Source organism: Methanoculleus sp. UBA208 (assembly GCF_002498065.1).
In the GTDB taxonomy this organism is placed as follows: domain Archaea; phylum Halobacteriota; class Methanomicrobia; order Methanomicrobiales; family Methanoculleaceae; genus Methanoculleus.
The window spans coordinates 1-26962 of the sequence record NZ_DAFZ01000046.1 but is presented as its reverse complement, the minus strand read 5'-3'; the positions used below and the strand labels follow the sequence as shown (position 1 = coordinate 26962).

Here is a 26962-nt window from a genome sequence, read left to right as displayed (position 1 = left end):
TTCGAGGTGTGAGCGTAGCGAGCATGAGCACCGGAGGTGCGAGCGGCGACGGACAGGATTGGGGACTGCGCCGTGAGAGTGGGTGCATGTGGGTTTTTAGGGCTCGTGCTCGTGGCTATCCTGTCCATAACGTTCTTGGACACGGATTCCCCTGTCCTCTCCCCCCTATGGCGATTCCACCACGGTCCACTGTACTGGAATTGCCGGGGAATACCTTGCCACGGCCCCGGAGACGTATGCGCCCCCCTCCCCAACCACACCTGGCTCCTTCTCCTTCCCGCCACGCCCCGACAGCAACCTCTTCTACTCTGCAGCGCCTACCCTGTACCAGATGTCTCACCCGTTCCTCTCGGAAGACCCACTGATCAGACCCGAGCGCCCGATGATGGCGCTCGTCCTCGGCAACACCATGCTCTCCACCGTCCCCGGCATATCGGGCGCCGGGCCGACCCCGGAAAAGACCCTGCTTACCCCGAACCTGGATGCGGAGCTCGTCACGACCGGCGCGATCACGAGCGTGTCGGCCCGGCCGAACACGCCCACCGGGTGCCCGACGCCGGCGACCATCACCCGGTCCATGATAGAACTGACCGGGCTTGCCCCCGTCCTCATCAACGCAGGGCTCGCCCATGCCCCCACCGTCCCCTGCCTGGACGTCTACGGAAGCCCCGGCGGCGATCCCCGGAAGGAGGACGCGGTGCCGCATGCAGCTCTCCTCTTTGAGCGGGGCGAGACGGTCGGCAGGCTTCTTTCGCAGTACAGCGACTTTTTGATGCTCGGGGAGTGCGTTCCCGGCGGGACGACAACCGCTCTCTGCGTTCTGCGGGCGCTCGGCTACGACGCCTCGGTCAGCAGTGCCTTTGCCGAGAACCCCGTCGGCCTGAAAGACGCCGTCTGCAGTGAAGTGCTCGCCCGGATCGACGCGACGGGCGCAAGAGAACCCCTTGAGATCCTCCGCGCCGCCGGCGACCCCATGATGCCGGTGGCTGCAGGGATCGCGAGCACCTATGCCGGCGAGATCCTGTTTGCCGGCGGGACCCAGATGCTTGCCGTCGCGGCTACCCTGAAAGCGCTCGGAAAGCGGGTGCCGCGCCTTGCGACGACGGTCTACGTCAGGGACGACCCTTCGGCCGGGTTCGTCCAGACGGTCGCCGACGTCGGCACCGCCGCGTACTTCGTCGACCCGAACTTCGCCGGTATCGGGCATGTCGGGCTCGCCCGCTACTGCATCGGCGAGGTCAAGGAAGGGATGGGCGCCGGTGGTGCCCTGACGCTCGCCTACCTGATGGGTCACGAGCCCGAAGAGATCACCCGGAAAGTCTTTGATTTCGTCAGTAAGTATGCCTGAGGGAAGGACTATACCCTTTTACATCAACCTATAAGCAATGCTTCCACTTTATGTGGTCAACAATCACGGACAGTTCAACCACCTGATCCTCCGGACGCTCCGTGACATGGACATCGAGGCCACGATGATCTCGAACGAGACGCCGCCGGCCGAGGTCGCCCGGGGCTGCCGGGGCATCATCCTCGGCGGCGGCCCGACCCTCGACCGCGCCGGGGTCGCTCCCGCGTACCTTGACCTCGATCTTCCCGTCCTCGGCATCTGTCTTGGATTGCACATCATGGCGACGACTCGCGGAGGCGCGATCCGCCGGGGTGCAAGCGGGGGGTTCGGTGCGGTCGAGGTCGAGATCCTCGAACGGAGTAGCCTCCTTGAGGGCTACCCGAACCGGATGCAGGTATGGGCTTCGCACGCGGATGAGGTCTCGGTGGTTCCGGAAGGGTTTATCCGGCTCGCAGAGTCGGCTATCTGCGGTGTGGAGGCGATGGCGTCTCCGGATGAGCGCCTCTACGGCATCCAGTGGCACCCGGAGGTCAGCCATACCGTCAACGGCCGGCTTCTCTTTGAAAATTTTGACAGGATATGCTCGGAGTAGACGACGTTGCGAGCCGGGTCGGGTCTTTCGGGTTCCGCTGCCGGGAGTGCGGTGCCTGCTGCCGGCGGGTCGCGGAGGACTCAAACCTCGTGCTGGTGAGCCCTGCCGAGATCCGGGCAATCATGGCGGCGACCGGGATGGCCTGGGACGAGGTCGCCGAGCCCTATCCTGATTTCATCAGTGCAGAAAACGGCGGGAAGTACACGCTTGCCTGGTGTATCCGGCGCACGGCGGACGCCTGTATCTTTCTCCGGGACGGGCGGTGCTCCGTGTACGCCCACCGTCCCTGGATCTGCCGCACCTACCCGTTTATGCTGGTGGACGACGATCTGCTGATCTCGGAATGCCCGGGCCTCGGCACGCCCCTCTCTCCTTGCGGCGCGCACGATGCGGCAACCGACCTCCGCAGGCGTCAGGCCGCCGAGGCGGCGGAAGAGGCCGGTGTCCGCGCCGTTTACCGGAGAGCGACGGTGCCGCCGGGAAAACGCGTCGTGATCGACAGCGAAGGCGTGAAGGTGCTCCATGACTGAGATTCGTCTCGTCGGGACGGCCCATGTCTCGCAGAAGAGCGTTGAGGAAGTCCGGTCCGCAATTGAGGAGTTCCAGCCCGACATCGTCGGCGTCGAACTTGACCAAGGCCGGTTCGTATCGCTCACGGAGGAGGCAGCCGAGCCCTCGGTCGGGGAGATTCTGAAAGGCGGGAACTTCGGCAGGCTCCTCGTCCAGTGGGTGCTTACCTACATCCAGCAGCGGATCGGCGCCGAGACCGGCGTGAAACCCGGTGCCGAGATGCTGGTCGCCATCGAGGAGGCTAAAGCGCACCAGAAGCCCGTGGCGCTCATCGACAGGGATATCCGGATCACGCTTGCCCGGTTCTGGGGCATGATGGGGATCTGGGAGAAGATCAAACTCATCGGAGCCCTGATCTACTCGCTCGTGAGTGTCGAGGGCCAGGAGATTGACGTTGACGAGTTCACGAACCAGGACGTGGTAAGTGCCGCGATGGAGGAGTTCCGGAAGTTCTCTCCCCAGGGCGCCCAGGCCCTGATCGATGAACGGGACGCGTATCTTGGTCACCAGATCCTGATGCTCGGGAGCCGGTACGAGCGGGTGCTGGCGGTCGTCGGTGCCGGGCACATCCCGGGGGTGCAGCGCTACCTCGACGCACCGGAGACACTGCCGCCTCTCCCGTCCCTGACTGCCGAGAAGAAGGGTCTGCCGTGGGCGAAGATCCTCGGTGCGGCCGTCACCGTCCTCTTCCTCTTGCTGATCGCTGCCATAGTCTTCTCGGGCCTGGGACTCGACGTCCTGCTGACCGCTCTCCTCTACTGGCTCCTGATCAACGGTACCCTGAGCGCCATATTCACGCTGCTCGCCGGCGGGCACCCCCTCTCGGCAGCCACGGCGTTCGCCGTCTCCTGGATGACGTCTCTCAACCCGTTGCTTGCGGCGGGATGGTTTGCGGCCATCGTTGAAGCGAAGATAAGGAAGCCTGCTGCCGGCGAGATGCGGCAGATCATCGAGGCCGAAACGCTCTCGGAGATGCGCAAGATCCCGCTTTTTAGGGTGGTGCTGGTTGCAGCCCTCGCGAACGTCGGGAGCACGCTCGGGACCTTCGCCTACTTCATATTCATCTTCCCGGTCCTCGGGATCGATCCGGCCGTGGTCATCGTCGACGGCTTCTCAAACATGCTTCGGATGATACAGGGTCTCTTTTAGGCCTGCATCTCCGTCGGGGGCATTCCCACCTCCGTTTCCCCAAGGTATTTAGGCCTGGAGTGCCCATCATCGTTGCATGAGTCCGATTGGTGGAACGGTTAATCTCGGTGTCACCGTGATACGGAGCAGGCACAGCGTGCGGAAGTACAAGGACAGCCCTGTCGAGGACAAGATCGTCAAAGACGCCCTCGACTGCGCCCGCCTTGCCCCGACTGCGAGAAACGAGCAGCCCTGGCTCTTCGGGGCCGTCCAGAACCGCGATACGCTGCGGGCGATCGCGGACCTGGCCGAGAACGCCAGGTTCATTGCCGATGCGCCCATCTGTTTCGCCGTCTTCGGGAAGCGGGATGCGAAGTACTACCTCGAAGACTGCTGTGCAGCGACGATGCAACTTCTCCTCGCGCTCCAGGCATGGGGGGTCGGGTCCTGCTGGGTTGCGGGAGAGAAGAAGGACTATGCCGAGGACGTCCGGAAACTCCTCAACGTTCCCGAGGAGTACACGCTTGTATCCCTCGTGCCCGCGGGATACCCCGAGGAGATCCAGATCGCGAAGAAGAAGATCCTCGACGAGGTCACGTTCTTCGAGCGTTACGAGGAAGAGTAGGCTGGTATAACAAGAATTACTTTTTTGCTCCGTTTTAAGCGTCTGGGTGGTACCAGATGGCTCTCTCACCCGTCGCTCTGCTTTGCCGGGCAGTAGGGGCAGAGGGCGTTCTCGACGTCGTCGGCCTTCTCCCTGACCGGGCAGAGGTACTCCCCGTTCCTGGCTTCTACCTCGAACCCACCGGGAAACGGCGTGCCCACCGGGTGGGCGGGGCGGTCGAGGACGAAGAGGTTGAAGGCGGCAAGGAGAAAGTAGAGGAGTTCGAGGTGCCGCTCCCCCTCCCCTCCGCGAAGGCACGTCTTCTCGACCATATCACAGAAGTCCCGGAATTCGCCCGGGAGCGGCCTCTCCCCGTCTCCCAGTTCTCCACGGCGGGCGGCGGCGATGAGGGTGTGATGCGTCTTAAAGATCTGCTCCATCACGCTTGGGTAGAGGCGCTGCCGGTATCCGGCGGGAACAGACCGGAGGTCCCGCTCCACCCTCCCCCGCATCTCCTGGAGGTCGAAGAGCGAGTAGCCCGAGACCTCCCGGTAGAGAATATCTGCAAGTTCCGCCCGGGTCTTTGCCGACCGCAGGCGGGCGCAGACCCGGCGGGTATTCGTCTCGCCTTCTCCCGGGCTCATCGGATCACACGGATGATCTTTGATCGCAGGATGTATCAGTCCTCCCCCGGAGTACGCTTCATTTAGAAAAATTTATAAGTGTAGGAAGGCAACTTCCTTCCGATGAATGGCGAGAACACCTTGTGGGTGAGCCGGAGGCCGGGGCATGATTGATACCGGCGCTACGGCGTTTATCCTTGTCTGTACGGCAATGGTCATGCTGATGACGCCGGGAGTGGGGCTCTTCTACGGCGGGCTCGTGCGGCGGAAGAACTTTATCTCCATGCTCGCGCTGGCGTTCATCGCATTTGCCCTTGTCAGCATCCAGTGGGTCGTCTGCGGTTACAGCCTTGCCTTCGGCACCGATATCAACGGGCTGATCGGGGGCCTGGAGTACGCCCTCCTGCAGGGTGTCGGGATGGAGGGCGACGGGATTCCGGACCTGCTCTTTATGGCCTTTCAGATGGTCTTTGCGGGCCTCACGCTCGCAATCGTGACATCCGGGGTTGCAGAGCGGATAAAGATCAGTTCGTTCGTCGTCTTCGGCCTGCTCTGGACAACGCTGGTCTATGACCCGCTTGCCCACTGGGCGTGGGGCGGCGGATGGGCCGCGCAGCTTGGAGCGCTCGACTTTGCCGGCGGCACGGTCGTTCACATCAGTTCCGGCTTCTCGGCGCTGGCGCTGGCGCTCGTCATCGGAAAACGTCTTGGATTCGGTTCACACGGCATGGAACCGAACAACATCCCGATGGTCCTCCTCGGCGGGGCGCTTCTCTGGTTCGGGTGGTTCGGGTTCAACGCCGGCAGCGCTCTCACCGCGGACGGCCTTGCGGCAAACGCGTTCGTCGCAACGAACATCGCGGCCGCTGCCGGGGCTCTCGCCTGGCTCTGCGCCGCCTGGGTTCGCGGCAGACCGGGTTCGGTCGGGATCATCAGCGGTGCCATTGCGGGCCTCGTCGCCATCACTCCGGCGGCCGGGTTCGTCACGCCCATGGCCGCCATCCCCATCGGCGCCGCTGCCGGCCTCGTCTGCTACGGTGCCCTGCTCTTCCGGGTTCAGAAGGGCCTGGATGAGAGCCTTGATGCGTGGGCTATCCACGGCATGGGCGGCATCTTCGGCGCTCTCGCAACCGGGGTCTTTGCGGTCGCGGCAATCGGGGGCGTGGACGGTCTGCTCTACGGGAACCCGGGCCAGCTCCTCATCCAGATCGCAGATGTGACCGTGGTCGTGGCCTACTCGTTCGGCGTGACCTACGTCATCGCAAAGGTCGTCGATGCGGTGATGGGGCTGCGCGTCACCGAGGAGGAAGAGTATGTCGGGCTGGACATCGCCCAGCACGGCGAGTCTGTGCGGGTGTGAGGAGTGGCACAAATGAAGATGGTTACTGCAGTCATCAGGCCCGAGATGTTCGATGCCGTGAGAGCGGCGCTCGAGGCCGACGGCATCTACGGGATGACCGTGAGCGAGGTGATGGGGCGGGGGGCGCAGAAGGGTATCGCCCTCCGGTTCAGGGGAAAGACGATGCCGGTCGAGCTCATCCCGAAGGTGAAGATCGAGATGGTAGTCAAGGATGCCGATGTCGAGAAGATCATCGGTATCTGCCGGGCGAACGGTCGGACCGGCAAGCCCGGCGACGGCAGGATCTTCGTTCTGCCGGTCGAGAGTATCTGCAGGGTGCGGACGGATCTGGAGGATCCGGAGGAAGCGTAATTTTTTTGGGCTGGTTCGGGGGTCTTGCACGGGGCTGGTTAGTGGCACAGATGTTTGGACTCTGAACATTCAGTTTGCTGCCACTTGCGCCTGCGATACTCATATTCCTACCACTCGTGATCGCACAACTCTTGCACGGCTTTTCGGTGGATATCGCCCTTTGGGGAGGGGCTGACGGGGAGGGGGGCGTGCCCCCTCCCCTGTCTCTTCACACCTGATGGTGTTCAAACACGTGCTCCGAAGATCTTCGTCTATCTCAAGCCTCGGACACTATCCGTCGGCCCTTTCATGACAGGAGCGCTCCCCCTATGTGGGCGCCCGCAAACATCTCCTCAAAACCCCCCACCACCCGCGCTTCGCGCTCCTCGCTCGCACCTGACGGTGCTCAAACTCCTGCCGTTCGCTACGCTCCCGGCAGTCGTTCCGCCCCCCAAAGGGGGCGGGCAGTGCGTGGCGATGCTCCCACGGTCCACTGCACCGGGTCTTGCACCGTTCAGGAGGGTGCTATTTGCCACGACCTGCGTACGCTGGAATCTTCGGTCATCCGCTATACGCTGTTTGTAATCCCTTGTCTCCTCTTCTCCTTCTCTCCCTCTTCTCCTCCCCAAAATGCGGCAGAACCTCTTCCCGGTAAAACTCCATGAACTCACGCTGCTGGTACCCGATCTGGTGGACGCAGACGTGGCCGAACCCCTTCCTGACGCTCTCCTCGATCTTTCTGATGTGCGCCTCCGGGTCGGGGCCGCAGACGACGTGCTCCGCCACGTCCTCCGGCGTCACCATCTTCGCCGCCTGCTCGTAGTGTGTCGGCGTGGGAAGGACCCTGTTGAGTTCCCCGGTGTTTGCCGCGATGGGCCACTGCTCGTAGGCGGTCGTCCTCCCGACCTCCTCGGTCTGGGCCCAGCAGACGGAGTTTTCGATGTATGCCGGCTTGTCGCCGCCCCCGGAGTCCCGGAAGATGATGAGGTTCTCCTCCGCGTTGCTGCCCGGGTTGATGAACCCGTCGCCGACCCGCGCGGCCATGGATGCGCTGATCGGGCCTTCGGACGCGATATAGATCGGCGGGAGTTTCTCCGGGAGCGAGAAGACCTGCGCGTTCTCGAGTGTGTAGAAAGCGCCGTAGTAGTCCTGCATGCCGCCCTTCCAGAGCAGTCGTATCACCTCCACCGCCTCCTCGAGCATCTCGATCCGGACCGGCGCCGGGGGCCAGCGGTCGGCGAAGACGTGCTCGTTGAGGTTCTCTCCCGAACCGAGGCCCAGGATAAACCGTCCCGGCATCATCATGGCGGCGGTTGCGGCAGCCTGGGCGATGATGCCGGGGTGGAGCCGTATCGTCGGGCAGGTGACGCCCGTCACCAGCCGGAGATCCGCCGTCACCTGCGAGATGCCGCCGATCACGCCCCAGACGAACGGGCTCTGTCCCTGCCGGTTCGTCCAGGGGTGGTAGTGATCCGATATCATGGCAAACGCAAAGCCGGCATCTTCCGCCTGGCGGGCGTTGCAGACAAGATCCAGGGGGCCGTGCTCTTCGCATGCAAGTTTATAGCCAATTTCGACCATCCGTCATCACATCCGTACCGCCGATACGGCCGTCCCTGTCCCGCTCTTCTTCTGGGCACGAATGGGACCGGCGTGGGCGCCGGCTATCTCAAGCATCCCATAGCATATAGGTTTCCCCGGCCCGGCACCAGATAAATAGAACCCTCGCCATACTGTACTGCATGGCAACGCCTACTCTCCAGGTGGCGCTCGATCTCCTTGAGCTCGATCGTGCGGTAGAGATCGCTGATGAGGCGGCCCGTGGCGGTGTGGACTGGATCGAGGCCGGGACGCCCCTGATCAAGAGCGAGGGGATGCAGGCCGTCCGGACGCTCCGGGAGCGCTTCCCCGGTCACGAGATCGTCGCGGACATGAAGATCGCCGATACCGGCGCCGTCGAGGTGGAGATGGCCGCGAAGTCCGGTGCAGGCATCGTCTGCGTCCTTGCCGACGCCGATGATACCGTTATCGCCGAGGCGGTCCGTTCGGCCCGCAAGTACGGCGTCCGGCTCATGGCCGACCTCATCAACGTCGGCGACCCCGTCTCGCGTTCGCGGGAACTGGCGGCGCTCGGCGTCGACTACATCAACGCCCACGTGGGCATCGACCAGCAGATGATCGGCAGGTCGTCGCTCGACCTCCTCCGTCGCCTTGCCGGGGAAACGACCATCCCGATCGCCGTCGCGGGCGGGCTCGACGCAGAGACCGCGTCCGAAGCGGTCGCCGCCGGGGCTTCGATCGTCATCGTCGGTGGAAACATCATCAAGGCCGCCGACGTGACCGGGGCGGCCCGGCGGGTCAGGGAGGCCATCGACCGGCCGGAAGTCCGGCCGGGGGAGGAGGAGAGCCCCGATGCCACTATCCGCCGTCTCTTCGAGGGGGTTTCGGCACCGAACGTCACCGACGCCATGCACCGGAAAGGAGCGATGGCAGGCATTGTTTCCATCTGCGGCAGGGTAAAGGCGGTCGGCCCGGCGGTGACCGTCCGGACCGCCGCCGGGGACTGGGCAAAACCCGTCGAGGCGATCGACGTTGCCGGGCCGGGAGAAGTCCTCGTCATCAGCAACGATGGAAGGAGGGAGATCGCGCCCTGGGGAGAACTCGCCACGCATTCCGCGAAGAACCGGGGGATTACGGGTGTCGTGATCGACGGAGCGGTGCGGGATGTGGACGATATCCGGGAGATGGGGTTTCCCGTCTTCGCCACGGCGACCGTCCCGAACGCCGGGGACCCGAAGGGCCTTGGAGAGATCAACTCTGAAATCGTCTGCTGCGGACAGGAGGTGCGGCCGGGAGACTGGATCGTCGCCGACGAGAGCGGTGTCGTGGTGGTCCCGCGGGAACGTGCCTACGAGGTCGCACGCCGGTCAATGGAGGTAAAAAAGACCGAAGAGCGGCTCCGCGAAGAGATCCGGCGCGGGCGGACGCTCTCGGAGGTCTCGGAACTCCTGAAATGGGAGAAACGGCACTGACCGGCGGCGGGCACCGCTTTTATCTGTGCTTGCGACAGAGTGCCTGACACCCGTAATCGCGAGAGGGGTGTATCCTGGTTCACATGTTCCGCAAAGACGAGGCCGAGGGGCCGGGAGAGGCCCGGGCTCCTGTGTGACCCGGGGTTACCCCGAGAGGGATGCTTTGAGGAGTTCTCCGCCGCGGCCGAGGATCTGCCGGATGGCGTCCTCGACCTGGTCCACGCGCAGGATCAGGACAGCCCCGTCCCTGCCTGAGTAGGCGTAGGCATACTCTATGTTGATCCCGGCATCCCCGAGGATCGATGCGATATCCGAGAGGCCGCCGGGCTCGTCGCGCATCTTCACGCCGATGACGTCGGTGAACGAGACGCGGAACCCGAGATCGGTCAGCGTCCGGTGGGCCTCGTCCGGCTGGTCGACGAGCGCGCGGACTACTCCGAACCCGTCCGCCTCGGCGATACTGAACGCAAATATATTGATTCCCGCATCCCGCAACGCACCGGCGATCGCCGCGAGGCGCCCCGGGCGGTTCTCCGAAAAGATCGAGATCTGTTTGACGATATACGACTTCTCCATTACAGTGACCTCCTGTCAACAACCTTCTTTGACTTGCCCTCAAACCGCGGAAGAGTTCCCGGTTCGACCAGTTCGACGTCCACGCTCACGTTCAGCGAACTCCGCAGGCGGTGCTCCACCGCTCTCTTGATCACCATGAGTTCGGTGATCTTGTCGGAGAACGCCTCCTCGCTCACTTCCACCCGCACGAGCATGGAATCAAGCGCGCCTTTGCGGTCGACGACGATCTGGAAGTGCCTGCCGACCTGTGGGATCTCAAGCAGCGCATGCTCAACCTGTGACGGGAAGACGTTGATGCCCCGGATGATCAACATATCGTCTACCCGTCCCCGGATCCGGCCGATGCGCGGATGGGTCCGGCCGCAGGCGCAGCCCCCCTCCTCGACGGCGGTGAGATCGCCGATCCGGTACCGGACCATGGGAAGTGCCTCTTTCTGCAGCATGGTGATCGTCAGCTCGCCCTGTTCGCCGGGCGCGAGCACCTCGCCGGTTGCAGGATCGACGATCTCCACGAGCGCGAGGTCGCCCCAGATGTGGATCCCCTGCTGCTCGGTGCATTCGGTGAACATCGGGCCGGAGAGTTCGCTCGTCCCGTAGATGTCGTAGGCCCGGATCCCGAGCCAATCCTCGATCCGGGTCCGCATCTGCTCCGACCAGGGTTCGGCGCCGAGGAAGCCCATGCGAAGATCGGTGTCGTTCTTGATCGAGACGCCCATCTTCTCCGCTACCTCTCCGATGTGGAGGAGGTAGGAGGGGGTGCAGGCGATGGCGGTGACGTGGAGGTCCTGCATGAGTTCGATCTGCCGCTCGGTGTTCCCGACGCTCGTCGGAAGGACGGTCGCGCCGACACGTTCGGCGCCGTAGTGGGCGCCGAGGCCGCCGGTGAAGAGGCCGTACCCGTAACTCACCTGCATCACGTCGCCCCGCCCGAGACCGCAGGAGGAGAACCCGCGTGCCAGCGACTCGCTCCAGTTCTCGATATCGCGCTCCGTATACCCGACGACCGTCGGTTTTCCCGTCGTCCCGGAGGAGACGTGGTATCTGACCAGCTCGTTCTGTTCGGCGGAAAAGATCCTGTCCGGGTAGCCGTCCCGCAGGTCTCCCTTGTACATGAACGGGAGTTTCGCGGCATCCTCAAGCATCCTGATGTCGTCGGGATGAACCTGGTGCTCCTTCATCCGGAGCCGGTAGAACTCGTTGAAACTGTAGAGCCGGTATACCAGGGATTTTAAGAGCTTGAACTGGAGCCGCCGCAGCTCGCCGAGCGGCATCTCCTCCGTCCGCGGGTTCCAGGGCGGCATCAGATCGCCCCCCGCCGGTCGACGACCCGTTTCGCCTTCCCCTCGAACCGGGGCAGCGACCCCGGTTCCACCAGTTTCACCGCGGTCCGAAGACCGAGCGTATTGTGGAGCTCGCCGGTAATCTTCTTCTGCATACGGGCAAGGTCCTGCAGTTCTCCGGAGAACCCCGCCCTGCTCATCTCCACTTCGATAGTCATCTCATCAAGATGTTTGACGCGATCAATATATACGATGAACTGCTCCCCGACCTCCGGGAGGGCGCGCAGCACGTGTTCGATCTGCGAAGGGAAGACGTTGATCCCCCGGATGACCAGCATATCGTCGCTCCGGCCCGTGATCCGCTCGATCTTTGGCCCACGCCCGCAGGCGCACCCGTCGTCCATCAGCCGGGTCACGTCGCCGGTGCGGTAGCGGACGAGCGGCAGGGCCTCCTTGACGAGCGGCGTGATGACAAGTTCGCCCCGTTCCCCGGGCGCGAGCCTCTCCCCCGTCTTCGGGTCGATGATCTCTGTAAGGTAGAAGTCGTGCCAGATGTGGAGCCCGTCCCTCTCCGGGCATTCGAACGCCACCCCCGGGCCGTACATCTCCGAGAGCCCGTAACTGTCGTAGGCCTTCACGCCGAGGCGCCGTTCGAGTTCCGTGCGCATGCTTTCCGACCAGGGTTCGGCACCGAAGATCCCGGTCTTTAAGGAGTCCAGCGTCTTTCCCATCGACTCTGCCACCTCGGCGATGTGGAGGGCATAGCTCGGGGTGCAGTGGATTGCGGTCACCCCGAAGTCCTCGATCATCTCAATCTGGCGGCGGGTGTTGCCCGTTGCGCTCGGGATCACGGTCATCCCGATCTTTTCGGCACCGTAGTGGAACCCGAGCCCTCCGGTGAAGAGGCCGTAGTTGACCGCGTTCTGGAAGATGTCGTCCTCTCCAAGGCCGATCATCGTCATGTTCCGTGCGATCAGTTCCGACCAGTTCTCCAGGTCCTGCCGGGTGTAGCCGACGACGGTCGGCTTCCCCGTCGTGCCGGAGGTGGTGTGGATCCGGACGATCTCTTTCAAGGGGGTCGCGAAGAGGCCGAACGGGTATCCGGCCCGGAGTTCCTTCTTGTAAGTAAAGGGAAGTTTTTCAACGTCGTCGAGCGTCCTGATATCGTCCGGCGAGACGCCTGCTTCCTTCAGCTTTCTCTGGTATAGCCCTACCTTCTGTGCCTGATGCAGCGACCATTTCAGTCGCTTCAGTTGAAGATCCGCGAGTTCATCCGGCCGGATCGTCTCCATCGCTCTGTTCCAGAACATAATATCCCATCGGTATTTCGCCGGCCGGAGAGGATATGCTCCGTCTCCGGCAGCATACTGCCCGGCATCCGTTATCCGGGTGCGGTACTCCGGCGGCCGTCCGATGACCTGCCGGAGCCGCGCCGCCGGGCTACTCTACCTCTATATGAGCGGCCGGTGCCAAAAAAGGTTTGTCAATGCTTGGCATGGTACGCCATGGCAGCCCCCGGTTCCTGTTTCATCGGGGTGGGCCAACCTGGTCGCCCCTCACGGAACGCGTCCAGAACGTAGTCTACAAACATTCGCGTTTCGCCAGGAAAGGTCGCGTTGGCGGGAATAGCGAAGGCATAGGTGCTCGACCCGCCGAACCGCCTGCCTACCGGTGACATCGTGTTCTCGTTGTATCCCGGCGATTCGATGCATTAATCACCAAAAACCGCCCAATACTCCTTTCCAGAGTGATCGGATGACAGCGACGGAACCCTGGCTCCCCGTCTTCGGCTATGGGGGGCACATCAAGGCGACGACACAGGAGCTGGTCATTGCGCACGGGAACGAGACCCGGCGTTATCCCCTCCAGGCAGTGAAGCACCTCCTGATCGTCGGCGGCCATACCCTGCACACCTCTGCGGTGACAAACCTCCTCAAAGCCGGTGCTGTCATCACCTTCTTTGATATCGACGGCACGCCCGTCGGGTGCCTCTACCCGTCGGGTGCCTCTACCTACGGCTACCGGCCGGACGAGGCTGTGCGCCTTGCCCAGGAACGGGCCGCCCCTCACCGGTTCGCGCAGCCGCTCGCGACGGCCGGCCTCCAGTCGAGGCTCCTCCTCCTCGAGGAACTCTATGACCGCGCCGGGCAGGAGATCTTCTACGCCGGAGAACTCGACTTCCTCTACCAGGCCAGAGAGGAACTCGCGGTCTCGGTCACCATGGAGGATCTGCGGAGGCTCTCCCGCCTGACCGCCGATATGTACTACGAGATCCTCTCCCGCGCGCTCCCGCCGGAACTCGGGTTCCGGCGCAGGACGAGCCGCCCGTACCTCGATCCCGTCAACGCCATGTTCTCGCTCGGATACGCGATGCTGTATGGCAACTGCTGCGTCGCGCTGGTCGGCGCCCACCTCGACCCCGACCTCGGCATGCTTCACGAGGGGGCTGGAAGCTTCGTCCACGACCTCATCGAACCACAGAAAGCGGTGATGGTGGACCGTGCCGTCATTAGGTTTGCCCGTGAAGAGATCGGGGACGGGGATTACGAATGCGGTGAAAAGAGATGCTACCTTGACGCAAACTTCTCGGCCCGCCTGATCGCGGCGCTTCGCGACTCAATCGACCAGTCCCGTATCGATGCGCAGGTGCGCATCCTGCGGGATGCGCTCCTTGCGAACGCTGAGTTTCACGTGCTGTACTGGTAACTGCCCCGCTGGATGGTGAACTCGGGGTAGGTGGCAGGGGTAATCTCCCGCTGGGTAAGGTCCCTGATGACGACCCGGGGGCATCCATAAAGCATGGAGACGAACTTGTCGAGGATGACGGGTTCGGCGGTTGCGGTGATGAGCACCCTCCCGTCAGGGAGGTTCATCGCCTCGCCGCCTACGCCGAGGTTGGTGGCGATCCTCTTGATGCATGCACGAAACCCGACGCCCTGCACCCTCCCGGCTATCCTGATCTCGATCGTCTTCACAGCCAGTGCTCCTGGATGATCCGCATGGACATATCCAGCTCGTCGTATACCTCGTCCCGGATCATCGAGTCGCGGATGTTGAGGGCCTCGCTCACGGCCAGATCAAGGACCTCCCTTGAGCGGTCTTCGTAGCGCTCTGCGTATATCCGGCACGCCATATCGCCGAGCACAAAAGCCCGCCGCGAGAGCGGCCTGATGATCCGTGCCTCTTCGAGCGCGCAGAGCAGCATCCTGTCCGCAACCTCGTGCTGCCCTGCGTTCCTGGCGATGAGGTAGAGTTCGGTGTAGTAGGTCGCCCGCTTCGCCCGGTCTGGTGCCGCCCGCATCGCCCTATCAAGCGTGACCATGTCCTTTGTGGTGTAATCGCCGCTCCGGATCTTGTCCCGGCAGTCCAGGATCCTGCCGTAGACCGTGTTCTTCCATGACTGGGGCATGGCCTGCTCGAGCTGGACCATCAGGCTGTACCGGATCCTGTCGTCGTCGATTGTGGAGACGATATCGGCAGCGCGCTCTCGAGCGACCGGCTTTCCGCTCGCCCGGTAGAACGAGAAGAGCATCTGGGCCATCCGCTGCTGCGTCATCGCGGTGATGAACGGGATCTGAACATAGCCGGCGGTTCTCTCCATGCCGTCCAGCAGTTCGTCAATCTCCTCTTCATCTCCGTAGGTTTCGGCGAACTGCGCCACGTCAAAGAGCATTGAGAGCCGGATGTAGGGAGAGGGGATGCTCACGACGGTATGGCACATGGCCGAGAGGATCTCCTTCCTCTGCGCAGGCTCGCTGACCATATCGAAGACCGCCGCGAGAGCGTCCACATACTCGACCGGATCCTCGATTCTGCCGACCTGCTCAATCGCCCAGTCAACGTCCTTCTCCTGCTTGTTTACGGTGCTGAGGCTTCTTGCGGCGTAGATCAGGTTCTTCCTGACGAATGCCTCCCGTTCCTGCCCCACGGAATCGAGCGTCTCCTGCGCCTCGGCAAGGTAGCCTCTGGCTGCGCTGTGGTCGATCCCGGCCATGAGCCCGGCGAGGTCGGAGAGCATGATTGTACGGACGGACGGATCGGAGATGGTGCCGATGGTCTCATGGAGCCTCCGGATGATCGTCTCGGCCCGGTCTTCATTGCCGAGGGCCGAGTAGGCGCTCACGATCCGGTACATCCCTGAGTAGCGCGCATAGACGTCGCTGGTGTGCTCGAAGAGGCGGTACATCAACTCGAGGACCGGTTGTGCCGCTGCTCCTCCCTCGATCCCCTCGAGCAGATACGCCGTCACCTCATAGGGATCGGCCGAGTCGAACTCTTTCGTGTAGCTGGTGAAGAAGGTGAGAATCCTCTGGATCATGGCGGTCCGCTCGTAATCCCCCTCGATCTCCAGGGAGAAGAGCGTCATGGGGATCGCAAAGATCGGGCTTCTGTAGACCTGCGTGTACTCGAGCATGATGTCGACGTAGCTTGCAATTTTAATCGAGATCTCCTCGTGCGGGGTGTTGGCCTGGAGGAGGGCAAGCGCGACCTCGAACGGTTCCATCATGCCTTCGAAGATCCGGGCTCTCCCCCGGGAGAGCTGGTCTGCCGCCTGCAGGCTCCCGACACGGACGTAGCCTTCGATGAGGGGGTCGGCCAGCTGCCGCTGCAGGGACGGGTCGCTGATCTGGGAGAGGATCTGGGCCGCCTCATCCAGAGCCCGGAGCGAGAGCTGCTCGATCCCGTACATGATCAGGCCGTGAATCACCTTGCCCATTGCAAAGAGGCAGTAGTCCCGTTCCAGCAGGGACGTGGAGAGGACCCGCATCCCGTGCAGCAGGTCCAGGTCGCCGTCCTCGACGGCGAGCACGGCCGCCTGATCCACGATGCCGCCCATCGCCTCGGCCCGTGACTGATGGTCCATGATCTCACAGGTGAGCCCGGTCGCATGACGGAGGAGGTCCCGGTCTTTCCGGCTGACGCCGATCCGTGCCATCTCGACGGCGATGGTCGAGATTGCCTGTTCTCGCAGGGCCTGCTCTCCGATCTGGCTCACCAGGTCCACGAGAGCCGACGGGTCTTTCTGGCGGACGAACCCCCGGTCGATCAGGATGGTGTTGCACTCGAGGAGCAGGGGGTCCTGTGCGTGGTGCGACCCCGCAAGTTCCTTGATGGCCGGTATGTGCCTGACAACTTCGTCAAAGTCGTACTCCTTGCAGAAGTCGGTCACCGCCTGGTGTACCAGCGAGTCGGCAATATCGGTATCCAGTGTGGCGAGGATGTTCTCACGGACGAGTCCGATCTCGTCGCGCCTGACACCCTCTTTGATCAGGCGGACACTGGTATCGAAAAATTGGGCGTTGATCCTCTGCGTACTGGTGCTGGCCTTCTTCATGACCTCGATTGCGTGGTAGAAGTCGCCCATCCGGGAGAGTGCGTCGGTGATCTGCCGGTAGAGCTGGGCCGCCTTCGCTGCGTCGCAGGACTCGTCGATCAGCGGTGTGATGTCGAGGAGGATGGTCGGGTTTCCACTCTTCTCGACGACTGCAATCCCGGAGAGAACGATCTCTTCGATGGGGAGCTGGGTCTCTCCCACGGCCCGGGCATTGAACTCGAACGCCTTCTCGAGGAACCAGCGTTCCCCGCTCCGCTCTGCCTTCTTCAGGAGTTCGAGGACGAGGGTCTGGCCTGCCCACGGTTTCACGTCATCGATCCTGAGCAGTTTGGCGTATACCTGTTTCTTGTCACGCTGGCGGTCGAGGAGCTGCTCGGTCAGGATTGCGAGGACTTCGGTGAGCCGCTCTTCGGGGATGTCGGGGAGGGAGTCTATAATCTGCTCGATGTCGGAGATCTCCTTCTTCAGCGAGGATTTCCAGGTGGCGTCCACGATGTCGGAGATTGAGTTGGTGCGCCGGATCTTCTGGTTGATCTCGGTAGCGCTCGAAAGTCCGCTTATCACGAGGTTGATATCGCCTGACTCGATGCCGGAACCGGCGATCGCCCGGGCCACATCGGCATGGAGTTGTGACTGTCTCGATATATCGCCGATCTCGGGGAGCATCTGGAGAGCATACTGCATGATGTCGACGTTTTGGTGTTTCTGGCCATACCGGATGAAGAGCGGGATGATCTCGGAGAGGATTGCCGAGCGGTATTTACGGATGCTGATCTTGTCGAAGGCCTCTCCCCCTTTTTCGATATAGTGGATGTCCCCGGTATCGACCCCCGCCTGGACCAGATCGCGGGAGATCCCGGCAAGGATATCTGACTGATGGCTCTTACGATCAAGCTTATCGACCAGGGTGAATATTGCGTAGAACCATGCTTCATCTTTGTTCTCACTATAGAGTGCCGCAGCACGCCTGGCGAGGGCGAATATCTCTTCCCTGGTCGGTTCGACGAGCTGGCTTAAGAGTTCGGGCTGGCCTTCGTCGAACGCCGCTTCAACCAGGGCGGCATTCATCTGCTCGTAGAGCGATTTCTTCTCCTTCCGCGTCTGGGTCTCCGATATGTCCGAAACTACCTTTTCAAGCTCACGCAGATCGCCAGACGAGATAGCGGAGTTTATCTTCTGTTTCATCTGCAGTTTTCCATTCATTTTGATCAGCGCTCTCCCGTGGGTACTGCATCATGCATATCCATTATCAGATATATAGATTGCCCCCCTCCCACAAGAATGTTTTTCAGTAGAATTCAGAGAGATCCCCGGAAATATTGGGGATATGATGAACGACAGGAGTCTCCGAGACACCCCGAATCGAATGCCTCATGAAGGATCGATCCTATCTAGGCGGGATATAGCGATCATGCCCGCCTGACCAGTCGCACCTGTGGTGCTCACGCTCCGGGCTCGAAACCCGACGGCTTCTCAAGCTCCGGTCCTTCGGACCATCGCACCCTTCGGCCCGTCGCCCCTCGCTCCCGCCCTTCGCAAGTCGCACCTGACGGTGCTCCTGCTCCGCTCCTTGCGGAGCGTCGCAACTCGAAAACGCTTCCGCGTTTTCTCACGCTCCGGCCCTTCGGCCCGTCGCGACCACCATGATCTCCCGGTACATGGCATCCGCGACGCCCGGGTCCTTTGCCTCGATCATGATCCTGATCATCGGTTCCGTGCCCGATGCCCGCACAAGGGCCCAGGCGTTGTCCCTGACGATCTTGATGCCGTCGATCTTCTCGATGGCCTCTCCCGAAAATGCCTCTTCGACGGCGCGGACCAGCGCGGCAGGGTCCCCGGTGCGGAGTTTCTCCTTGACCAGGTGGTATGCGGGAAGTTCGTCGAGGATATCGGAGAGCTTTCTGCCGTTATGGCTTGCGAGAACCGCCACCATCATGGCGGCGGTCATGCCCCCGTCCCGGCAGAACTGGTGGTCGGGGTAGATCAGGCCGCCGTTTCCTTCACCCCCGAAGGAGACGTTCTTCCCCTCGCCCATCAGTTCGATCATTCTCCTTGCGACATAGATGCTCCCTACGGGGGTATAGTCGACGGTGCAGTCGTGTTTCTCTGCGATATCCCTGATCAGCCGGGATGTGGCGACCGGGGTGACGACGAGCCCGCCGCTGTTCCTGGCGCAGACGTAGTCCTCGACCAGGGCGAACTCATAGTTCTCTTCTATATAGCGTCCTTTGGTATCGACGAAGACCGCCCGGTCGGCATCGCCGTCGTGCGCCACCCCGAAGTCCGCGCCCGTGGCGACGACCATATCCGAGAGGGGCTGCAGTCCTTCGGGGGTCGGTTCGGGCATCCGGCCCGGGAAGGTGCCGTCGAGCCGGGCGTTGATGGTATGGACCCGGCAGCCCATCCTTGAGAGGATGCTCGGCGTCGTGAGCGCCGCGGGGCCGGAACCGGGGTCGACGACGACGGTCATGCCCTCGCCGATGCCCGCCGGGAAGTGCCTCACGACGGCCTCGATATACTCCTCCAGCAGTTCGGGTGCGGCGGCTTCCCTGCCGACGCCGTCCCAGGGAACGGTGTCGAACTCCCCGGCGAAAAACCGGTCTTCGAGCACGATGATCTCCTCATCGGACATCTCGGTGCCGTCGGCCTCGATGATCTTCACGCCGTTGTACTCGGGCGGGTTGTGGGATGCGGTGATCATCGCGCCGCCGGCGTACTGGTTGGTCTTTACGATATACTGCAGGGCCGGCGTGGGGAGGATGCCCACGTCTACCACGCCGCACCCGGTCATCAGGAGGCCGGCCTTGAGGGCGTGAGTCAGGGCTTCGCCGGACGTCCGTGTATCCCTGCCGACCGCGATGGTGCCCTTCCTCATCGATCCGAGCGCGGCGCCGATCTTGAGGACGAGGGCCGGTGTCATCATATCTCCGATCACGCCCCGTACGCCGTTCGTTCCAAACATCCGTTTTCCGTTTCGCATCTATGTCACTTCTCCACGTCGTGTAGTTCCCGCTTGAGCCTGTCGATTGCGTTGCCGGCGGCGGCGAACGCCTCCTGTCTGTGCTCTGCAAGTATAGCAAGATAGGTTATATCTTCTCCGGCATAGAGCCGCCCTTTCCGGTGGTGGAATCGTGCGCCGATGATCCCCGGGACCGCTTTCACCTCCCGCAGGATACTCTCCGTCACGGCATCGACGGTCTCGTCGAACTCTAAGTAAGCGGTCCGCTCGGTGCCGGTCCATTCCCTGACGATCCCGTTGAAGGTGAGGATGGCCCCGGCATGCGGGACGTCGCACTCGCGCTTCAGTTCCCTGACCAGCCCCTCGACGGTATGGTAGTCCTCGAACCGGTCGAGTGCGGCGAGGGTCTCCTCGACCGAAGGGTTCCGGAGCACGACGTTCTCGCTTTCGAGATCGCCGATCACTATCCGCGGAAACGATCTCGACTTGAATCCCTCGAGTATAGCATACTCAACCCCGGCGTTGCAGAGGATCTCCAGTGTGGAGTTAAGATCGTTCTCGCGCCTGACGATGACCGACTTCTCCTCGTCGACGCCGCCGGATATAGCAGCATGTGATTCATAGTATATGGTGGTGTCTTTTCCGGGCTCGAGCGAAAAGCCGTGGTGCCCCAGGTGTTTGACTGCTCCGACGGTCCCTTGTTTGGAAAGCGCCCCGATCAGGCTCTTTATGAACGTGGTCTTCCCGGTGTTCGAGCGGCCGACGATCTGTATGATCTTCATATCTCTTCCTTTTCTTCTTGACTCTGTACTTCCGGCTCTCCCGGCTCCTGTACTTCCTGGCTCTCGCCTTCCTGGCCTGGCCGGGTCTTCAGGATGACCGACGCCGCCTCGGCCACGCCCCGCATCACCTCGGTGATCCGGTCCTCGACATCGATCTCGTCGTCGAGGTTCAGACTCGTCCCTTCGACTTCCAGCAGGAACCGGGCGACCTCGCTTGCCTCAAAGAGGATCTCGTCGAGTTCTTCTGCGGTGAAAAATCCGCACATGGCGCCATAGAAGAACGTGGCTCCTGCCTTCTTCACCTTCTTCTTGAACGAGCTCCTCGCCTGGTTGACTGCCTGCGGGGTGTAGGAGTCGACCATGAACGGGCAGAGTTCGGGGAGGTTCTCCCCGATGAACGTCATCTCCGAGCCGCTGGTGGTCTTGAAGTCTGCACAGAGGCGTGCGATCGCCCACTCGCGGGCGGTGATGTGGGTGTGCTTGCGCAGGAACTGGTTGACCCGCTGGTAGGCGGCGCCATCCACCTTCTTGAATTTCTGGTACTTGTTCGGGTCTTTGATGCTGTCAGGCTCTTCCATTTCATCTATCCTCTTGTAGGTTTTGCTATTTCAATGGGGCTGGTTGAACGGCGGTACCGGGCAGGTAGGGGGGCAATCAGGGAAATTGAGTGTCGCACAGGGTCCGGCTGCGCTCAGGCTCTGCAGGACTTGCGTCCCCCCTCACTCCGCATTTAGTATAGCAACATATGGTTTATGTTTGTCCATTTGTTCCGGCGATGGGGGTGGTGATCCGGGTTTTTAGCTCCGGCTCTGCCTCAATCGGAGCGTTTTGTAGTGGTATCGCACATCGAGGGGCTGCACCTGCCCGGGGATGCGGGTGGTCGGTCGCCGGATCTTGTCGGGGTGCGAAGGGGCACGGTGCCGTTGGTCAAATCGCGGCGTTTTTTTCGAAACGGGGCACGGGTTCCCTATGGGGTTTGCAGCATATCGGGATCGGCCGGCGGTTTCCCCGGGATGCCGTCCTGTTGTCGGTCTGGTGTGGGCGGTAGTATAGGGCCTCTCGCGTTTTTTCTACAGGGCTCTGTATGCCGGCACCCTTTGCGCCTGTGGTGCCCTGTCGCATGGTTGTTCAGGATCCGGGACCTCCATATCGCGTTTTTAAGCCAGGATCGCACCCATTCTTGTAGTGGTGGTTGCCTGCAGGGCCGATCGGGCGCCTACGGCATTCTGTTGAGGTCCTTTATATGTGGGTGGGATAAGGGGGTCGCGTGGTACCGGTGATGCTCCCGGGCCGTTCACTTTCTCCCCGCGCGGTAAGGGGTTCATATACCTGGAAGAGGACGTATTCAGCAGGGTCTGTCCCCGTCCACCCGGGATGGCAGTCCCATACCTCCTAACTCCGACACTCCATGCATCACCGCAATATCTTTTTTTGGAGTGCGACGGGCGCGAGCCTCGCGAGCGGCCGGAGCAGGAGCACCGCCAGGTGCGACTTGCGACGGGCCTGGGGGGCCCGAATCTTCGAGAACGCGAAGATGGTCTCTCTCCCTGCTTTTCCTCCAAAGGGCGGGTTCGGCCCTTCTACGCCGGGCGGCTGCGGGACTGTCTGTCCTCATGGTATTGGTGGGGTCGGTCTACGGGTTCTGCTCGATGAAACGTGCTCGTATTACCTGCATTCCCGCTTCGCCAGGCTCCGGGACCCGTGCCTCGCGGGACGTGGCCTGGCGTGCAGCGTTCCCTGTGCCGGCGGCTCCGGCAGGGTTCGGACGGGGTTTCCTGGGTATGTGATCCATTGCGGGGAATAGGCATTTACCGCAATTTTGATATGCTCCGTTATTCCATTTATTATACGATGGAAAACGCCTATTTCTCAGAATGGCTCGATCGCTTCAGCAGCTACCTCCGGATGCGGAATTATTCGCCCCGGACCATCGAAAAATACCTGCAGACCGTTCGGCGTTTCGCCCGGTACGCCTGGCTCCGGCAGAACTCGGATGAGGTTTCGTTCGATGACGCCGCATTCGACAGCGCTCCGCTGGATGCGGACGTCAACGTCTCTGCAGCCCTCGTCACCGATTTCTTCTCCTATCTTGCGGAAAGGCAGGACTACAAGCCCAAGACCCTCCACCGGATGATCTCAACGCTCTCCTCGTTTTACAAGTATCTCTATGTGCAGGGGGCCGTGGTCGCCGACCCGATGCTCGGGGTGGAACGGCCCCGGATCAAGAATCAGGAGTTGAAATACCTCAAACACAGCCAGGTGATCCGCCTGATCAACACGATTGAAAACAGCCGGGACCGGTTGATCGTTCGCCTGATCTACGCTACCGGGGTCCGCGTTTCGGAGCTCTGCGCGATAAACGTTGAAGATATCGATTTCGAGGAACAGACTATCCGGGTTAAGGGAAAAGGCGACAAAATTCGCACTGTATTCATCGACGAAGCGACACTTGAAGAGATTAACCGGTTCATCGGCAACGCGATCGAGGGGCCGCTTTTTCCGGGCCAGCAGGGCAACCATATCTCCCCGCGAACCGTCCAGCATCTCTTCAAGCAATACGCGCCTTCCGGGATTACGCCCCATAAAATCCGCCATTCCTACGCAAGCGAGCTATATCGCCGCTCAAAGAACCTCCGTGTCGTGCAGGAGAACCTGGGGCACTCCTCCATCAAGACGACCGAGATATACTTGCATACCGATATCGACGAGCGAAAACGTGTCTACCAGCAGTATTTCCCGCTCTCGAACGGGAATGGGAAGGAGTGATCAGGCCGATCGGACAATGCAAATAAACTGCATGACGCTATATGGGTGCAGCCCGCCATAGGGTCTCAGAATGGCGAACGGGTCTTGCTGAGGTGCGAAAGGGATGCTGATTCATGGAAGTCACGAAATCCAACTTCGCGCCTTCGCGACTTCGCGTGAGGCCTGTCACTATCTATATGCTGTTGACGCACGCGAAGACGCGAAGAACGCGAAGGGAAGTCACCAGTGCCCCCGGCGAATCACCAACATACTGGGTGGTTGGGGGGCTGTACCCGAACCAACACTTGCGGAAATCTGAACTCTTCTCGCGTTACGGCGTTGACCGCTGTCCTGTGCAGGCATCTTTCTCCTACCGATCATCATCTTCGGCAACGCTCAAATCACTGGAGTGCTTACTGTATCCGTAATGCGTTACATCGTCACGGGCGGGGCGGGGTTCATCGGATCCAACCTTGCAGAGCGGCTGGCACGCGACGGGCACGATGTCGTGATCGTCGACGACCTCTCCTCAGGGCGGCGGGAGAACATCGAGCGTCTCCTGATTCATCCCCGGGTGACGTTCGTCGAGGGGAGCGTCACCGATCTCCCTCTGCTCGTCGACGCCTGTGCCGGGGCGGACGGCATCTTCCATCAGGCGGCCGTCGCCTCGGTCCCCCGATCTGTAGCAAACCCGCTGGAGACGAACGCGGTGAACGTGACCGGGACCCTGAACGTTCTCTGGGCCGCAAAGGAATGCGGCGTCCCGGCGGTCGTGGCGGCTTCCACCTCGGCGATCTACGGCGACGATCCGGTCTTCCCCAAACACGAGACGATGGCGCCGGGACCGCTCTCCCCCTACGCGGTCTCGAAACTCGCGGGCGAGCACTACGGGACGGTTTTTGCCGATCTCTACGGCATCCGGACGGCATTCTTGCGCTACTTCAACGTCTTCGGTCCCCGGCAGGATCCGAACTCCGAGTACGCGGCGGTGATCCCGAACTTCATCACCCGGATGCTCGAGGACAAGCCGCCGATCATCTACGGCGACGGGGAGCAGACCCGGGACTTCATCTTCGTCGCCGACGTGGTCCAGGCGAACATCCGGGCGATGGAGAGCAAGGCCTCAGGCATCTTCAATATTGCCGGGGGGAGCAGGATAAGCCTCAATCAACTTGCCGGGAGTCTCTCGGCGATCACCGGCATACACCGCCGGCCGGTTTATGAGCCGCCGCGACCGGGGGACGTACGCGACTCGCTCGCCGACATCACCCGGGCCCGCGATGCCTTCGGGTTTTCCCCCCGCTACACGCTTGAAGCGGGGCTCCGCGAGACAGTGGCCTGGTTCCGGGACGGCGGCCGGTAACCGCTTTCCTGGTCCGTGACCCGGCTTCGGGCACCCTGCCGGCCGATCCCGGGTCGCCCCGTCTCCGGGCGTGATAGGCGCAGGAACTTATATATCGTCACCCTGCAGTAAGGGGTGCGAGGTGCAAGACGTATGCCCCGATTGGTTACACCGGAGATGCCCCGCAAGGGTGATGACAGAGATGCATCACGGGCGTACAGCGACATCATCGTGGAGGGCCCGCACGACCCTGCAGCCCTGAACAACAGGGGTGTGGCGCTTGAGAGGCAGGGACGCTATGAAGAAGCCCTGGCTGCGTTCAGTGCGGCGATACTCTCCGACAACGATGACGTCTACGCCTGGAACAACCGGGCGGTGATCCTCGCCCGGCTCGACCGCCCCCAGGAGGCGGTGCTTGCGTGCAGGCAGGCGCTCACGATCGACCGGTCGTGCATCTTCGCCTGGGTTACCTACGGCATGGTGCTCGGCAGGTTCGGGAATTACCAGGAGGCCGAACGGGTTCTTGCGGTGGCAGAAGACCTCGATCCGCAGGCCAGGTCACTCTACCCCGGAAATTCGACGATGACCCGGGCTTGAGAGAGAATGCTCATTTTTCCAGGGATAGGATGGAGCAGCCGGCAGATCACTACGTCGCCGGAATCCCGTGGCCAATGGCCGGTACACCGCCGGGTGCGATACGGGCCGTTTCGCGTTCCGGTCCCGCATGCACCCCTGCCCGGCCGCCCCGGCTCGTCCCGTCAACACCGCGAGATCGCCGGGCTCTCCTGAACCCGGAAAACCTTACGTTTTTATCCTCCTTACAGCAATAGAGTTATACCATCGAGTGCCCTCCGGCACGGAGTCAATCCCATGAAGACGCTCATACTTGCAGGCGGGAGCGGCACCCGCCTCTTCCCGCTCTCAAGGGAACACTACCCGAAACAGTTTATCCCGCTGGTCGACGACGAGTCTCTCTTCCAGAAGACCGTGAAGCGATCGCTCCTCTTCTCCTCTCCGCAGGAGATCGCGATCGTCACGAACACCGACCACCGGTTCCTGGTCAGAGACCAGCTCGCCGCCATCGGGTGCGACTGCAGGGTCCTCGTGGAGCCGGTGGGCAAAAACACCCTGCCGGCGATCTACTACGGCGTCCGCGAGGTTACCCGGGAGGACGGACCCGATACCGTCGCGGTTCTCCCCTCGGACCACCTGATCACCGCGACCGGGCAGTTCCAGGAGGCTTTCCGCCGGGCGGAGCGGCTTAGCAAGGACTACCTGGTGGCCTTCGGGGTGCGGCCGACCCTGCCCCACACCGGATACGGCTATATCCGTCCCGGCGAGACTCTCGAAGACGGCTCAATCGTGGATGCCTTCGTCGAGAAGCCCGATCTCGAGACTGCCGGGAGGTATGTCGCCGACGGCTACCTCTGGAATTCCGGCATGTTCTGCTTCGATGCCGGCCTCTTCCTTTCCGAGTGCGAGGCGTGCGCACCGGAGGTGGTGCGGGCGTTCGAGCAGCCCCTCGAGGAGGCATACGGCGCAACCCCCGCCCTCTCCATCGACTACGGGATCATGGAGAAGACCCGGCGGGCGGCGGTCGTGCCGCTTGAATCCGACTGGAGCGACGTGGGAAACTTCGACGCCCTTTACGCCGCCCTCTCAAAGAATGGGGAAGCGAACGCCGTCAGGGGCGAGCATATCGGGATCGATTCCTCCGAGAACCTGATCATTGCGGACCGCCTGGTCGCCACCGTCGGCATTCACGACCTCGCCATCGTCGAGACGAAGGACGCGATCCTGGTTACCGCCCGGGACGAGGCCCAGCGGGTGGGCGAGATTGCAAAGGCCCTCCGCGAGAAGGGGGACTCCCGGGCTCTCTTCCACATGCAGGTCCACCGGCCCTGGGGCTCCTACACGAACCTCGAGGAGGGGCAGTCGTATAAGATCAAGCGGGTCACCGTCCCCCCCAACCGCCGCCTCTCGCTCCAGATGCACCACCACCGCTCCGAGCACTGGGTGGTCGTCACCGGGTGCGCCGAAGTGACGATCGGAAACGCTACCTCCCTCCTCCGCAACGGCGAGTCCACCTTCGTCCCGGCGGGAACGGTCCACCGGCTCGCGAACCCCGGCCTCCTGCCGCTCGAACTGATCGAGGTCCAGATCGGGGAGTACACCGGCGAGGACGATATCATCAGGTTCGAGGACGACTTCGAGCGGACGTGAACCGGCCGGCGGGACCCCCTCCCCCGCCTGCCCGCGACCAAACCGATATAATCCCGCGGTACATAGAATATAGGAGCCGATGCCGCGGGTATCGGTGGTTTAAGTTTCTTGTACCCCCGTAGTGTAGCGGTCA

At 62.2% G+C, this 26962-nt stretch carries 23 protein-coding genes; 13 read left to right on the top strand and 10 right to left on the bottom strand.

What is annotated here, in order from left to right; genetic code table 11:
- Positions 1-331: 331 nt before the first annotated feature.
- The 5 genes from cobT to BRA62_RS04480 all read left to right on the top strand — a co-directional run bounded on the left by cobT (position 332) and on the right by BRA62_RS04480 (position 4263).
- On the top strand, positions 332-1348 hold the full coding sequence (gene cobT / locus BRA62_RS04500) for a nicotinate mononucleotide-dependent phosphoribosyltransferase CobT (protein WP_292365151.1): 1017 nt from the start codon (positions 332-334) through the stop codon (positions 1346-1348).
- 37 nt (positions 1349-1385) lie between these two features.
- Complete coding sequence (locus BRA62_RS04495; protein WP_292365149.1) at positions 1386-1940, top strand: GMP synthase subunit A; 555 nt, start codon at positions 1386-1388, stop codon at positions 1938-1940.
- Positions 1928-2470, top strand: coding sequence for a YkgJ family cysteine cluster protein (locus tag BRA62_RS04490; RefSeq protein ID WP_292365147.1), 543 nt, complete (start codon positions 1928-1930; stop codon positions 2468-2470). The genes BRA62_RS04495 and BRA62_RS04490 overlap by 13 nt, the downstream gene beginning before the upstream one ends.
- Positions 2463-3659: a TraB/GumN family protein gene (locus BRA62_RS04485; RefSeq protein WP_292365145.1), complete on the top strand. Its 1197-nt coding sequence runs from the start codon at positions 2463-2465 to the stop codon at positions 3657-3659. Before BRA62_RS04490 ends, BRA62_RS04485 begins: the two co-directional genes overlap by 8 nt.
- A gap of 76 nt (positions 3660-3735) precedes the next feature.
- Entirely contained in the window at positions 3736-4263 is a 528-nt protein-coding gene (locus BRA62_RS04480; protein WP_292365143.1) for a nitroreductase family protein, read from the top strand.
- Between the two features lie 65 nt (positions 4264-4328).
- Here BRA62_RS04480 and BRA62_RS04475 read toward each other — a convergent pair whose 3' ends face one another.
- Entirely contained in the window at positions 4329-4886 is a 558-nt protein-coding gene (locus BRA62_RS04475) for a DUF2115 domain-containing protein (protein ID WP_292365141.1), read from the bottom strand.
- 145 nt (positions 4887-5031) lie between these two features.
- Between BRA62_RS04475 and BRA62_RS04470 the strand changes: the two genes are divergently transcribed.
- Complete coding sequence (locus BRA62_RS04470; protein WP_292365139.1) at positions 5032-6225, top strand: ammonium transporter; 1194 nt, start codon at positions 5032-5034, stop codon at positions 6223-6225.
- A gap of 12 nt (positions 6226-6237) precedes the next feature.
- On the top strand, positions 6238-6576 hold the full coding sequence (locus BRA62_RS04465) for a P-II family nitrogen regulator (RefSeq protein WP_292365137.1): 339 nt from the start codon (positions 6238-6240) through the stop codon (positions 6574-6576).
- Between the two features lie 540 nt (positions 6577-7116).
- On the opposite strand, the gene BRA62_RS04460 is transcribed toward BRA62_RS04465, so the two are convergent.
- Complete coding sequence (locus tag BRA62_RS04460) at positions 7117-8136, bottom strand: TIGR03557 family F420-dependent LLM class oxidoreductase (RefSeq protein ID WP_292365136.1); 1020 nt, start codon at positions 8134-8136, stop codon at positions 7117-7119.
- 161 nt (positions 8137-8297) lie between these two features.
- On the opposite strand from BRA62_RS04460, the gene hxlA reads away from it, so the two are divergent.
- Entirely contained in the window at positions 8298-9587 is a 1290-nt protein-coding gene (gene hxlA, locus BRA62_RS04455) for a 3-hexulose-6-phosphate synthase (RefSeq protein WP_292365134.1), read from the top strand.
- 144 nt (positions 9588-9731) lie between these two features.
- Here hxlA and BRA62_RS04450 read toward each other — a convergent pair whose 3' ends face one another.
- Genes BRA62_RS04450 through BRA62_RS04440 form a run of 3 tightly spaced genes read right to left on the bottom strand, consistent with a single transcriptional unit; the run spans position 9732 to position 12753 of the window.
- A complete protein-coding gene (locus tag BRA62_RS04450) occupies positions 9732-10163 on the bottom strand; it encodes an ACT domain-containing protein (RefSeq protein WP_292365132.1) in 432 nt (143 codons plus the stop codon).
- The gene (locus BRA62_RS04445; RefSeq protein ID WP_292365129.1) at positions 10163-11464 is read right to left on the bottom strand and encodes a phenylacetate--CoA ligase family protein; all 1302 of its coding nucleotides are present in this window, start codon (positions 11462-11464) and stop codon (positions 10163-10165) included. Before BRA62_RS04445 ends, BRA62_RS04450 begins: the two co-directional genes overlap by 1 nt.
- Positions 11464-12753: a phenylacetate--CoA ligase family protein gene (locus BRA62_RS04440; RefSeq protein ID WP_292365127.1), complete on the bottom strand. Its 1290-nt coding sequence runs from the start codon at positions 12751-12753 to the stop codon at positions 11464-11466. The genes BRA62_RS04445 and BRA62_RS04440 overlap by 1 nt, the downstream gene beginning before the upstream one ends.
- 445 nt (positions 12754-13198) lie before the next feature.
- Here BRA62_RS04440 and cas1 point away from each other — a divergent pair, with 445 nt between their 5' ends.
- Entirely contained in the window at positions 13199-14149 is a 951-nt protein-coding gene (gene cas1 / locus BRA62_RS04435) for a CRISPR-associated endonuclease Cas1 (protein ID WP_292365125.1), read from the top strand.
- On the opposite strand, the gene BRA62_RS04430 is transcribed toward cas1, so the two are convergent.
- The 5 genes from BRA62_RS04430 to BRA62_RS04410 form a co-directional block, all read right to left on the bottom strand.
- Complete coding sequence (locus BRA62_RS04430) at positions 14131-14418, bottom strand: acylphosphatase (RefSeq protein ID WP_292365123.1); 288 nt, start codon at positions 14416-14418, stop codon at positions 14131-14133. The two genes, cas1 and BRA62_RS04430, sit on opposite strands and share 19 nt — an antisense overlap.
- Complete coding sequence (locus BRA62_RS04425; protein WP_292365121.1) at positions 14415-17963, bottom strand: hypothetical protein; 3549 nt, start codon at positions 17961-17963, stop codon at positions 14415-14417. The genes BRA62_RS04430 and BRA62_RS04425 overlap by 4 nt, the downstream gene beginning before the upstream one ends.
- A gap of 424 nt (positions 17964-18387) precedes the next feature.
- Complete coding sequence (glmM, locus tag BRA62_RS04420; RefSeq protein ID WP_292365119.1) at positions 18388-19758, bottom strand: phosphoglucosamine mutase; 1371 nt, start codon at positions 19756-19758, stop codon at positions 18388-18390.
- 5 nt (positions 19759-19763) lie between these two features.
- Positions 19764-20519, bottom strand: coding sequence for a molybdopterin-guanine dinucleotide biosynthesis protein B (gene mobB / locus BRA62_RS04415; RefSeq protein ID WP_292365117.1), 756 nt, complete (start codon positions 20517-20519; stop codon positions 19764-19766).
- Positions 20516-21097 carry a DUF5806 family protein gene (locus tag BRA62_RS04410; RefSeq protein ID WP_292365115.1) on the bottom strand — a complete coding sequence of 194 codons (582 nt, stop codon included), beginning with the start codon at positions 21095-21097 and terminating at the stop codon, positions 20516-20518. The genes mobB and BRA62_RS04410 overlap by 4 nt, the downstream gene beginning before the upstream one ends.
- 1273 nt (positions 21098-22370) lie before the next feature.
- Between BRA62_RS04410 and xerA the strand changes: the two genes are divergently transcribed.
- The 4 genes from xerA (at position 22371) to BRA62_RS04390 (ending at position 26829) form a co-directional block, all read left to right on the top strand.
- Positions 22371-23285, top strand: a complete 915-nt coding sequence (gene xerA / locus BRA62_RS04405; protein WP_292365113.1) for a site-specific tyrosine recombinase/integron integrase — start codon at positions 22371-22373, stop codon at positions 23283-23285.
- A 406-nt stretch (positions 23286-23691) separates the two neighbouring features.
- Positions 23692-24627 carry an SDR family oxidoreductase gene (locus BRA62_RS04400; RefSeq protein ID WP_292365111.1) on the top strand — a complete coding sequence of 312 codons (936 nt, stop codon included), beginning with the start codon at positions 23692-23694 and terminating at the stop codon, positions 24625-24627.
- A gap of 132 nt (positions 24628-24759) precedes the next feature.
- Entirely contained in the window at positions 24760-25203 is a 444-nt protein-coding gene (locus BRA62_RS04395; protein WP_292365109.1) for a tetratricopeptide repeat protein, read from the top strand.
- A gap of 273 nt (positions 25204-25476) precedes the next feature.
- A complete protein-coding gene (locus BRA62_RS04390) occupies positions 25477-26829 on the top strand; it encodes a mannose-1-phosphate guanylyltransferase/mannose-6-phosphate isomerase (RefSeq protein WP_292365107.1) in 1353 nt (450 codons plus the stop codon).
- The last annotated feature ends 133 nt before the right edge of the window (positions 26830-26962 follow it).